General features: G+C 67.1%; 9 protein-coding genes. 7 read left to right on the top strand and 2 right to left on the bottom strand.

Features of this window, described 5'->3' with window-relative positions; translation table 11 throughout:
• Positions 1–1,589: hypothetical protein (locus WAW85_RS12835; protein ID WP_422559996.1), on the bottom strand; the 1,589-nt coding region annotated here is incomplete at its 3' end.
• A gap of 105 nt (positions 1,590–1,694) precedes the next feature.
• Here WAW85_RS12835 and WAW85_RS12830 point away from each other — a divergent pair.
• The 7 genes from WAW85_RS12830 (at position 1,695) to WAW85_RS12800 (ending at position 9,701) form a co-directional block, all read left to right on the top strand.
• Positions 1,695–2,747: a phosphotriesterase family protein gene (locus WAW85_RS12830; protein ID WP_422559995.1), complete on the top strand. Its 1,053-nt coding sequence runs from the start codon at positions 1,695–1,697 to the stop codon at positions 2,745–2,747.
• 7 nt (positions 2,748–2,754) lie between these two features.
• Complete coding sequence (locus WAW85_RS12825) at positions 2,755–3,237, top strand: Fur family transcriptional regulator (RefSeq protein WP_422559994.1); 483 nt, start codon at positions 2,755–2,757, stop codon at positions 3,235–3,237.
• The gene (gene katG / locus WAW85_RS12820; RefSeq protein WP_422559993.1) at positions 3,234–5,468 is read left to right on the top strand and encodes a catalase/peroxidase HPI; all 2,235 of its coding nucleotides are present in this window, start codon (positions 3,234–3,236) and stop codon (positions 5,466–5,468) included. The genes WAW85_RS12825 and katG overlap by 4 nt, the downstream gene beginning before the upstream one ends.
• 96 nt (positions 5,469–5,564) lie before the next feature.
• Positions 5,565–6,599, top strand: coding sequence for an LLM class F420-dependent oxidoreductase (locus tag WAW85_RS12815; protein ID WP_422559992.1), 1,035 nt, complete (start codon positions 5,565–5,567; stop codon positions 6,597–6,599).
• Positions 6,596–7,774, top strand: coding sequence for an ABC transporter substrate-binding protein (locus WAW85_RS12810; RefSeq protein WP_422559991.1), 1,179 nt, complete (start codon positions 6,596–6,598; stop codon positions 7,772–7,774). Before WAW85_RS12815 ends, WAW85_RS12810 begins: the two co-directional genes overlap by 4 nt.
• Positions 7,771–8,844: a FecCD family ABC transporter permease gene (locus WAW85_RS12805; protein ID WP_422559990.1), complete on the top strand. Its 1,074-nt coding sequence runs from the start codon at positions 7,771–7,773 to the stop codon at positions 8,842–8,844. Before WAW85_RS12810 ends, WAW85_RS12805 begins: the two co-directional genes overlap by 4 nt.
• A gap of 35 nt (positions 8,845–8,879) precedes the next feature.
• Positions 8,880–9,701 carry an ABC transporter ATP-binding protein gene (locus WAW85_RS12800; RefSeq protein WP_422559989.1) on the top strand — a complete coding sequence of 274 codons (822 nt, stop codon included), beginning with the start codon at positions 8,880–8,882 and terminating at the stop codon, positions 9,699–9,701.
• Here the strand turns inward: WAW85_RS12800 and WAW85_RS12795 are convergent.
• On the bottom strand, positions 9,691–11,619 hold a 1,929-nt coding region (locus WAW85_RS12795), incomplete at its 5' end, for a trypsin-like peptidase domain-containing protein (RefSeq protein ID WP_422559988.1). The two genes, WAW85_RS12800 and WAW85_RS12795, sit on opposite strands and share 11 nt — an antisense overlap.

Here is an 11,619-nt window from a genome sequence, read left to right as displayed (position 1 = left end):
TTGCCGCCGTCGGTGGCACCATCGCGATCGCTGGTGATCACCGCTGGCTTGGCGCCGGAATTGGTGTAGCCGGGGGCCTCATCCAGGCACGAGATGAACTTCGCGGCGATGGTGGCGATGGGACCAGTGAAGTCGGCGGGCAGGGTGCCGACGACGATCTGCGCTTGCCAGTTCTCCCCCGCCGGCCGCGCGACTGAGATCGCGTCGCCCGCAGTCAGATACGGCCACAGCGAACCGCTGTCTGGACGCCAGCCGGTCGGCAGTTCCGCCGCCGGAATGCGGATGACACCACCAGCCTCTAAGTTCGCGCTGGATCCTCGAGTGATCACCACCCCGTTCTCACAGCCAACCGGCACGCCACCGGCCACCTGCGGAGTGGCACTGGTCGTGGTGGTGGTCGACCTCGCGCTGCCGCGCGCGCTCGTCGTCGGGCGCGAGTCCGCGGTGTTTTCGCTGTCGCCGGCCCACGGCTGGGCGATGAGCAGTCCGGCGACCACCGCGATCACCGCCGCGAGTCCACCACCGAGGATCCACGGCATTTTCGACTTCTGCTGCGGTGCGGACTGCACGCCGTAGGGTTGCTGCCCGTACTGTCCCGGCTGCCCATGCGGCGCCTGCTGTCCGTAGGCGGCTTGCTGTCCGTACGGTGCCTGCTGTCCGTACGGGGCCTGCGGACTGAATTCAGGCTGCGGACTGGTCGGGTTCGACGGACCGCCGAACGCGGTCGCCTGCGGGGTCTGGTCCGGCGCCTGGGCCTGGGCCTGCGGAGGGATCTGCGGCATCTCGGTCGGGGCCGCGGGCTCGGTGGGGAGGATCTCGGTGGCTACATGCTTCCCCTGTTCCGCCGACGTCATGGCGACCGTGGCTGCCGAACCGGCGGCCCCCGTCCCGGTCGCGGTCAGTGCCGTCGTCAGCGCTGCAGCGAACCGGCCGCACGAGTCGTAGCGCTGTGCCGCCGGACGACGCACTTTGGCGAGTACGTCGTCAACATCGCCGGACAGTTGCGGGCGCATGGTGGTAACGCGCTGGCCGATGTCCTCGCCGCCGGTCAGCAAGAAGGTCACCAGTTCGCCCAAACCGGCCTGATCGGCGCGGGCATCGCCGCCAGCCACGGGCAGCCCGAACCCGGACACCCGATAGCGTTGGCCTTCGGGCCCCTCGGTGACGATCACGTCGGCGGCGCTGATCGGTCCGCGCAGCAATCCCCGGGAATGTGCCTGGTCGAGAGCGCCGGCCACCGCAGTCACTGCGGCGGCCGCCTCGTCGGTATTCAACGGCCCGGTCTGGACCACCACCGATTGCAGGGTCGGCCCGCCGACCCGCTCGCTGGCGATCCACAGCCGTCCGCCCTCCTCGCCGTAGCCGCGCACGGCAACTACCGCCGGGTCGTCGAGTGTCGTGGCAGCGGCCGCCATAGCAAAGAACGCCTGCCGGTAGTGCGGGTCTTTCCCACTCGCTTCGGGCAGCAGGAGGAGGGTGTCCTCGCTCGGTTGTCCCGGGGCTTGAACCAGATAGGTTTCTCCGGCGGCATCGGCTCCGAGCCGACCGACAACGCGCAGACCTGCAAAGAGTTGACCAGCATTCAGCATGGCAAAACCTTACGACACCAATCTGGTCCGCGCCGCCCCTCACCGCGCCTACTGTTGAACAACAGGTCCACTGCTCGCGGTGGCGGGGGTTCAGCGAAGGGCGATATGCAGACCATCAACACCGTCACCGGTCCGATACCGGTCGCGGACCTGGGAAGGGTGCTCCCACACGAACACGTCTTCATTCTCAATGAGGACTACCGGCTCAACTTTCTTCCCGAGTGGGACGAAGATGCGCACGTGGCGCACGCGGTCGATCTACTGCGTCGGGTGAAGGCCAGCGGTATCGACACCCTGCTCGACGTCTCGGTGGCCGGCATGGGCCGCAACGTCGAACGCGTTCGGCGTGTCGCCGAGCATACCGATCTGAACGTACTGGTCACCACCGGCTACTTCACGTACCACGACCTGCCGCTGCAATTGCACTACACCGGGCCCGGGCTCGGCTTTGACGTACCTGATCCGATGACCGCGACCTTTGTCCGTGACCTCACCGAAGGCATCGGTCACACGGGGATCAAGGCGGCCGCGCTGATGTGCGCCATCGAGGCCGAAGGTTTGTCGACCGGTGTCGAGCGAATCATGCGTGCCGTTGGGCAGGCTGCAGTGTTGACCGGCGCGCCAGTCATCGTCCACACCAATCCGCACACGGAGTCCGGACTGGTGGCCCAGCGTGTGCTGAGCGAAGAAGGCGTCGACCTGACCCGCGTCATGCTCGCCCACTCGGGCGACACCGGCAATCTTGACTACCTCCGACATCTCGCCGATGCCGGTTCGATCCTCGGTATGGATCGCTTCGGTGTTGACGTGCTACTCCCCCACGAGGTGCGCATTGCGACGGTGCACGCCCTCCTTGAGGCCGGTTACGCCGACCGGATGGTTTTATCGCAGAGTGCGTATGCGTTCAGCGACTGGTTCGACGACGCGAAGAAGCAGGAGGTCGCCCCCGATTGGACCTACTTCAATCTGGTTGACCGGGTGATTCCCGCGCTCACCGCACTCGGCGTCAGCGCGGCGGACCTGACCACAATGATGGTCGACGTTCCCCGGCGATGGCTCACCGGTGAGACCACCGATAGCGGCACGGCGGACTCGGGCCCGGGACTTGCGCCCCTATTTTCAGTTAAGTCTGGATCTAGTCCAGAAAAGCAGGCATGATGAGCTCATGGCCACTTCGTCCGGAGACACTGCGACGCTGATCGCGGCGATCCGCGAGACCGGTCTCCGGGTGACCAAACCCCGGCTGGCCGTGTACGCGGCGGTGCATGCCCAGCCGCACACGGTCACCGAAGATGTGCTGGCGGCGGTACGCGCTGATCTCCCCGACGTCTCCCGCCAGGCGGTGTACGACGTGCTGCGCGCCCTCACCGGCGCCGGCCTGGTCCGCCGCATCCAGCCGTCCGGGCATGTCGCCCGCTACGAGACCCGCATCGCCGACAACCACCACCACCTCGTCTGCCGCGGATGCGGCCAGATCCGCGACGTCGATTGCGCGGTCGGCGAGGCCCCCTGCCTGCAGGCGGAACAGACCTACGGCTTTGCGATCGATGAAGCCGAAGTCGTGTACTGGGGCGTCTGCCCCGAGTGCGCCACCCGAGATTCACGCCCAGTTTCACCCCAGCCGCATCGAGAGGATTCACCACTATGACCGACGATCAACCTTTGGCCGAATTGGACGACAGCGCGGCAGGCTGCCCCGTGATCGGCGGCCTCAAGCCGCCAGCCGAGGGCGGTGGCAACCGTGACTGGTGGCCTAACCAGCTCAACCTAAAGCTCCTGGCCGAGAACCCGGCCGAGGGCGACCCCTACCCCGCGGACTTCGATTACGGCACAGCCTTCGAGAGCATCGACCTGAACGAACTGAAGGCCGATCTGTCCGCCGTCATGCGCGACTCGAAGGCATGGTGGCCAGCTGACTACGGCAACTACGGTCCGTTCTTCGTCCGGATGGCGTGGCACGCCGCGGGTACCTACCGGATTGCCGACGGCCGCGGCGGCTCCGGTCATGGGATGCAGCGTTTCGCGCCGCTGAACTCGTGGCCCGACAATGCCGGCCTGGACAAAGCCCGCCGCCTGCTGTGGCCGATCAAGAAGAAGTATGGTGCCACGCTGTCCTGGGGTGACCTGTTGATCTTCGCCGGTACCTACGCTATGGAAGACATGGGCATGAAGGTCTTCGGCTTCGGCGGCGGCCGCACCGAGAAGTGGGAGCCCGAGGAGGTGTACTGGGGTCCGGAGACCGAATGGCTCGGCGACAACCGTTACACCGGCGAGCGCGATCTGGACAACCCGCTCGCGGCCGTTCAGATGGGCCTCATCTACGTGAACCCGGAGGGCCCCAACGGCAACCCGGATCCGCTGGAATCGGCCAAAGACATCCGGGAAACCTTTGCCCGCATGGCTATGAACGACGAGGAGACCCTGGCCCTGATCGCCGGTGGTCACACCTTCGGAAAGACGCACGGCAACGGCCCGGCGGACATCCTCGGCCCGGAGCCCGAGGGCGCCCCGCTCGAGGATATGGGTCTGGGCTGGAAGAACCCGACCCGCACCGGTGTCGGCGTCGACGCCGTCAGCTCGGGCTTGGAGGGCGCGTGGAACAGCACGCCGGTCACCTGGGACAACAACTTCTTCTGGACCCTCTTCGGTTACGAGTGGGAGCTCGGCACGAGCCCGGCCGGCGCCCAGCAGTGGCACCCGAAGGACGGCGCTGGCTCGACCAGCGTCCCGGACGCCGGTGATCCGTCAAAGAAGCATCAGCCCATGATGCTCACCACCGACCTGGCACTGCGTTTCGATCCGATCTACGAGCCGATCGCCCGCAAGTTCCTGGAAAACCCCCGAGCCTTCGAGGACGCCTATGCGCGCGCCTGGTTCAAGCTGACCCACCGCGACATGGGTCCGCGGTCGCGTTACCGCGGCGCGCTGGTCCCCGACGAGGTGCTGGTCTGGCAGGATCCGGTGCCGCCGGTTGACCACGAGCTGATCAACGCCGGCGACATTGCGGCGCTGAAGAAGAAAATCCTGGAGTCGGGTCTGTCGGTCGGCCAGCTAATCAAGGCGGCCTGGGCCAGTGCAGCGTCATTCCGTGGCAGCGATAAGCGCGGCGGCGCCAACGGCGGCCGCGTCCGACTGGAGCCGCAACGCGACTGGGCCGTCAACGAGCCGGCCGAGCTGGCCACGACTATCGAGGCTCTTGAGGGCATTGTCACCGAGTGGAACAACTCGACCGAGGGCATTTTTGGCCACATCAAACGCGGTGACCGCAAAGTCTCCTTCGCCGATGTGATCGTGCTCGGCGGTGCAGCAGCCATCGAAAAGGCGGCCAAGAACGCCGGCGTCGAGGTGACCGTTCCGTTCACTCCGGGCCGCACCGACGCCACCCAGGAGCTAACCGACGTCGACTCGTTCGAGGCCATGGAGCCCCGCTGGGACGGTTTCCGCAACTACGTGGTGGCCGACACGCAGGTACCGGCGGAGTACCTGCTGGTCGACCGCGCACAGTTGCTCACCTTGACCGCCCCGGAGATGACTGCCCTGGTCGGCGGTCTGCGCGTCCTTGGCGCCAACCACGGCGGCAGCTCCGACGGCGTGTTCACTGATCGCACCGAGACACTGTCGACCGACTTCTTCGTCAACCTGCTCGACATGGACATCGAGTGGAAGCCCCAGGGCGACGGCTACGTCGGTGTCGACCGGGCCACCGGCGAGCAGAAATGGACTGGCAGCCGTGTGGATCTGGTCTTCGGCGCCAACGCGCAGTTGCGCGCCTTGGCCGAGGTCTACGGCGCCAACGACGGCGGCAGCAAGTTTGTCGACGACTTCATCGCTGCGTGGCACAAGGTGATGGACGCCGACCGCTTCGAACTCCGGCGTTGATCGCCGGCAGGTAGCTCCCGCGGAGAAACTTTGGTGCTCTGACCGACATCACGTGTCGCTCCGAGCACCAAAGTTTTTCATGTCAGGATGTGAGGCATGAAACTTGGTCTGCAGCTTGGCTACTGGGGCGCGCAGCCCCCGCACAACCATGCGGAACTGGTCGACGCCGCCGAAACCTTCGGCTTCGATGCGATCTTCACCGCCGAGGCATGGGGCAGCGATGCCTATACACCGTTGGCGTGGTGGGGCAGCAGGACTGAACGCCTACGGCTTGGCACCTCGGTGCTCCAGATGTCGGCACGGACGCCGACCGCATGCGCGATGGCCGCACTGACCCTCGACCACCTGTCGCGCGGTCGGCACATCGTCGGCCTGGGAGTGTCCGGTCCGCAGGTCGTCGAGGGCTGGTACGGCCAGCCCTTCGCCAGACCGCTGGCCCGCACCCGCGAGTACGTCGACATCATGCGTCAGGTGTGGTCCCGCCAGGCCCCAGTGCGCAGCGACGGCCCGCACTACCCTCTTCCGTACGACGGCGCGGGCGCCAGCGGCCTCGGTAAATCACTCAAGCCGATCGTGCATCCTTTGCGCGCGGATATTCCGGTCTACCTCGGCGCGGAGGGCCCGAAGAACATTGCCCTGGCCGCCGAGATCGCCGATGGCTGGCTGCCGCTGTTCTACACGCCGCGGATGGCCGACGAGTACAACGCGTGGCTCGACGAAGGCTTCGCCCGCCCCGGCGCCCGGCATACGCGCGAGACCTTCGAGATCTGTGCAACCGCGCAGATCGTGGTCACCGATGATCCGGCCGCTGCCTACGCCGCCATCAAACCGTTCGTGGCCCTCTACATGGGCGGCATGGGCAGCGAGGACACCAACTTTCATGCCGAGGTATATCGCCGCATGGGTCACGGAGAGGTCGTTGACGAGGTCACGGCACTCTTCCGCGCCGGCCGCAAAGCCGACGCCGCCGCGGTGATCCCGGACGCGGTGGTCGACGATGCCGCGATCATCGGCGACGACGCCCACATCCGGGCGGAGATCAGTCGCTGGGAAGCCGCTGGGGTGACCACCATGCTGGTCTCCCCCGGCTCGGTCGCCGAAATCGAACAGCTCGCGAAGCTGGCGCTGTGACCACCCGAACGCGGGCGCTGGCTGCCCTACTCGCCGTCACGGCCCTGGTCCTGTCCGGCTGCGGCAGCACCGTATCGGACGACGGCGGCCGCCAGCGCGAGTGCGTCACCGACTATGACGCGAACAAGGACTACTTTCCAGACAAGGCGTCCATCGACTACGCGAAGAATCTCCGCCTCGACTACCACCTCAACTGGGTGGACATCACGGTCGAGCAACCGTTCCCGGGCGGCACAGCCGACCGCTACGCACTCGTCCGGTGCGGCACTCCCGCACCGTCACTGGACGATCGAGTCCAAGTAATCGAGGTCCCGGTACGGACCGTCTACTCCGGATCTACGACCCAGCTGCCGTGGTTCACCGAGCTCGGTGTGCTCGACACCCTCACCGGTGCGGCCAACACGTCAATGATCTCCAATGAGCAGGTGCGCGCCCGCGTCAGCACCGGCAAGGTCGCCGAATACGCTAATGGCGCGACGATCGACGTCGAGCGCGTGATGGCCGCCCACCCAGATGTCCTGCTGACCGACGGCACCGAAAATGCCGCCTACCCGGCGCTACGCCGCGCCGGGATCCCGGTGGTCGCCGTCGCCGATTGGTTGGAAGCCGATCCGCTGGCCATCGCCGAATGGATCAAGCTCCTCGGTGTCCTCACCGACACCAGCAAGAAGTCGCAGACAGTTTTCGACGGCATCGCCTCCCGCTACAACGAGCTTGCCGCCAAGACCCGCGGCCTGCCACCCACCGAGATTCTCTACGGCGCCGACTTCCAGGGCACCTGGTCAGTCCCCGGCGAGGCCAGCTCGTCGGGCCGACTGATCCGCGACGCCGGCGGCACCTGGCCGTGGGCGGCAAGCCCGGGCAACGCAGTGCAGCTCAGCTTCGAAGACGTCGTCGACCGCGCCCGGAGCATTCCGATTTGGTTGGTGGCCGACAACCAGTGGAAGACGATCGCCGAGGTTCTCCGGGTCGATCCGCGCTATCGCAGCCTCGCCGCAGTGAATTCTGGCCAGGTGTGGAACGCGAACCTTGCAATGGGTCCCACCGGCGGCAACGACTTCTACGAACTCGGCAGTTCCCGCCCCGACCTGGTGCTCGCCGACACTGTGGCGATCCTGCACCCCGCGCTGCTCCCCAATCACACGTTCGTCTTCTACCGGGAACTGACTCGGTGACCCCTGCCGCAACCGGCGCGGACACCCGCATCCGGCGACTCAGGCTCGTTTTCGCCGGGCTCGTTCTTCTCCTCGCCGGGTCGATACTGCTCTCCCTGTTTGTCGGTTCGGTGAACGTGCCGTTCGGCGACACCCTGGACGCCCTCCTCGGCGGCGACGGGCCGCGTGCGGTCCTGGTGCGCGACTTCCGAATCCCGCGGACCGTGACGGCCCTGACCGTCGGCGCGGCCCTCGGGCTGGCCGGTATGCAGATGCAGACGTTGTTCCGCAATCCGCTGGCCGACCCGTACATTCTCGGTGCAAGCTCGGGCGCCTCGCTTGGCGTGGCCATCGTCGTGCTGCTCGGTGGATCCTCGGCGGCGGCCGGGTTCACCCGCGGGCTCACCGCCATGGGCCGCAACGGGACGGTGATCGCCGCTGCGATCGGCGCGGGCGTCGTGCTCGCGATCATCGCGGTGCTCTCCCGCTGGGTGCGCTCGTCGGTGGCGCTGCTGTTGGTCGGTGTGATGCTCGCCTCGGTGAGCACGGCCGCAGTATCGGTGATGCTGACCATGACCCAGCCGCAGCTGGCGCAGCAATTCCTGGTCTGGGGCATGGGTACCTTCCGCGCCTCCACCGACCAAGACCTGCAGATCATGGTGCCGCTGGTGATCGCCGGAATCGTTCTGGCCGCCCTCACCGTTCGACCCCTCAACGCGCTGCTACTCGGTGAAGGCTATGCGCGGTCAATGGGCATCGGAATCGGCCGCACCCGCGTCGTCATCATCGTCTCATCGGCGATCCTGGCCGGCGTCACCACCGCCTTCTGCGGACCGATCGGATTCCTCGGCCTGGTGATCCCGCACCTGGCACGGTTCACGGTCGGCAGTTCCGACCACCGCCTCGTGATGCCGGCGACACTGTTGATCGGTGCGGCCCTCGCATTGATCTGTGGGGTGATCGCCGAGTTGCCCGGCGCCACCGACAAAGTGCTGCCGCTGGGCGCGGTGACGGCACTGTTCGGCGCACCCGTGGTGATCTTTGTCCTCGTCCGCGCCAGCCGCGGACGACTGTCGGGGGTGGGCTTGTGAGCGATCCGGCAGCAAGTGGAATGGAAGCAGGTGGAATGGAATTGCGCGAGGTTGCCATCGGCTACCGCTCCCGGTCCCGGCGGCGCCCCCGCCACGAGCTGGTACTGGCGCGCGGGCTGACCGCCACTGCGCGGCCGGGCAGACTGACCGCTCTGCTCGGCCCGAACGGCTCGGGTAAGTCGACGCTGTTGCGCACCGTGTGCGGACTTCAACCGGCCCTGCACGGTCGGGTTCTGGTCAACGGCACCGACGTGGCGTCAGTCGCGCCCGCCGACCTCGCCAAATCGGTCGCCGTCGTGCTGACCGAGCGCGTCGATTCGGGCTTCCTGAACGTGCGGGAGATCATTGCGCTCGGCCGGACTCCGCACTTGGGCATCTCGGCCCGAATGAGTGCCGCCGACCACGAGGTAGTCCAGTGGGCACTGGAGGTGACCGGCACGGCGGCCCTGGCCGACCGACTGGGCGGGGAGCTGTCCGACGGTCAACGCCAGCGTGTGATGACCGCCCGCGCCCTGGCACAGCAGCCCCGACTACTGATTCTGGACGAACCGACGTCATTTCTGGACGTACCGTCGCGCGTGGAACTACTGGACCTACTCGCCCGGCTGGCCCGCGAGCAGAACCTGGCCGTCCTGGTCTCCACACACGAGCTGGAACTCGCCTTGCGGCTGGCCGACGACGTCTGGTTGCTGCCGGGTCATGATCCCGCCACCCCCGGGGAGCAGTCACTGATCACCGGCGCCCCGCGCGAGGTGGCGACCCACATCGGTGCGGCCTTCGACCGCGGGCGGTTGCGCTTCGATCCACAGACGCTGCAATTCGCCGTCACCACCCGCGGTGCCTCGGCTACTTCTTGAGTATCACCGGGTTCTCGATGGACGAACCACCGGACACCAACACCGCGTTGAGTCCGTCCAGGCCCACGGGAATGTCGACCTTGATGCCCGCGCATACCTCGTCGGTACCGCTCTTCCAAGTGAGCGCTGTGCGCGAGACGCGGCGGCCATCAAGCGTCAGCTGCTGGAACTCCACTTCGGTGCCGTTGGGCAAACCGGAGACGGTGTACATGGCGTACAAGGTGACCGGCGCTGTACCGGCGATAGTCGTCGGCCCACTGCTCCGCTTGCACTGCGCGTTCGGGTCGTTCGACCAGCCGCCGGATTCGATCCGGGCACCGGCCGCCGGCGGAGCCTGCTCCTGCGCGCCGGTGTAGTGCGGCGAGACGTAGTTCGGGTCGCCACCCTTGGCGGCGATCTCCAGGAGAGTCCGGGCGAGGTTCACCGGTCGGATCAGTGCCGAGCCACCGGTAAACGCGCCGCCGGCACCACTGCCGCCCACGGTCGCTTCGGTGACGCCCGCAGTGTTGACGCCGATAATCTCGCCGTCCCGGTTCACCGACGCGCCGCCGGAGTTGCCCGATCCGACCCGAATATCGCTGTCGATCCACGCGCGACTTTCGCTCACCCCACGCTCGGGCAGGAACGTCGACACCACGCCACGGGTCACCGTCAGCGCCCGGCCTTCGCTGGTCGCTTCGGTGGCGACGTACGCCAGACCGGGGAATCCGAGCGCCGTGATCTCGTCACCCGTCCGGAGTTTGTCGCTGTCGCCGAGCGGCATCGCGGCGGGTAGCTTCAGCTTGCTGCGCTCGATCGGATTACCCTTAGCGTCGGCGACGATCTGCATCACGGCCAGGTCGAGCACGCCGTCAGCGACGATCGTCTCCGCGGTGTACGCCGGCTCGTAAGGCTTGTCGTCCTGCTCGGACGCCAACGCGATGAGGTAGCGCGCCGGCGGATCCATCGGCGAGGTGAGGCCGGGCGCATTCGGGGCGGCCACGTGCGCGTTGGTGAGGATCTGGCCGTCCGCCGAGATGATGGAGCCCGAACCGTTCCCCATGGTGCGGCCCCGCTCGTCGACCATCAGGATCAGCACGCTGGAGCTTTTGGCTTGGTTTAGTTCCGCTTCGGTAAGTAGGTTGCCCCCGGAACCGCCGTCGTCGGTGCTGCGCGTGGCAAAGAACGCAATCAGGCCGCCGACCAGCGCCAATGCGACAATTGCGGCCGATGCCGACAGCAGAGTCTTGGTTCGCTTGCGCTTGGCCGCATCCTTTTTCTTCTGGGCGAGCTGCGCCGAGGCCTGCTGCGAGTCAACGACCGGAACCACTTCGATCTCGTATCCGGCAGTCGGGTGGCCAAGCATAACTTCGGTTGCCTCGCTGATTAGCTGCTGGCTCACCGGCTCGCCGTCGATGAACGTGCCGCTCGTGGAGCGGTCGAGGAGCCACCAGCCGTCCGGCCGCGGTTCCAGGATCGCGTGCAGCCGGGAAACCGCCGGATCATCGGCTGTGCATTCCAGGTCAGGGGCCCGGCCGATACGGATGGGCCGGCCCGGCCCGAAACGCTGTACGCCCGACGCCATCCGGATCGCCATACCTGGGCCCACCGGTGCGCCGAACGCGGGCCGCTGGTGCACCATCGTCTGCGCCAACGGCGGCTTGCCCGGCGGCTGCTTGCTCGGCGGCTGCTGGCCCGATGGCTGCCGACCCGGTGGCTGGTGAGTCGGTGGCTGTTGAGTCGGCGACGGACCCGACTGTGGCAGACGCTGCCCAATGGGCGCACCCTGCAAGCTCACCCGAACGGCGACGCTGTCCGGCAGCTGTCCGAGGCGCAGCGGGGCTGGCGGACCGAGCCGCAGCCGGGTGACCCGCTGCCGGTGCAACCAGGTCCCGGCCGCACTGCCTGCGTCGGCGATTTCCCAGCCGCCGCCGCTGAT

The sequence above is a fragment of the Gordonia sp. (in: high G+C Gram-positive bacteria) genome, from assembly GCF_049299075.1.
Classification (GTDB): Bacteria; Actinomycetota; Actinomycetes; order Mycobacteriales; family Mycobacteriaceae; genus Gordonia.
The sequence above is the reverse complement of the archived record's forward strand: the minus strand, read 5'-3'. Positions and strand labels throughout refer to the sequence as shown.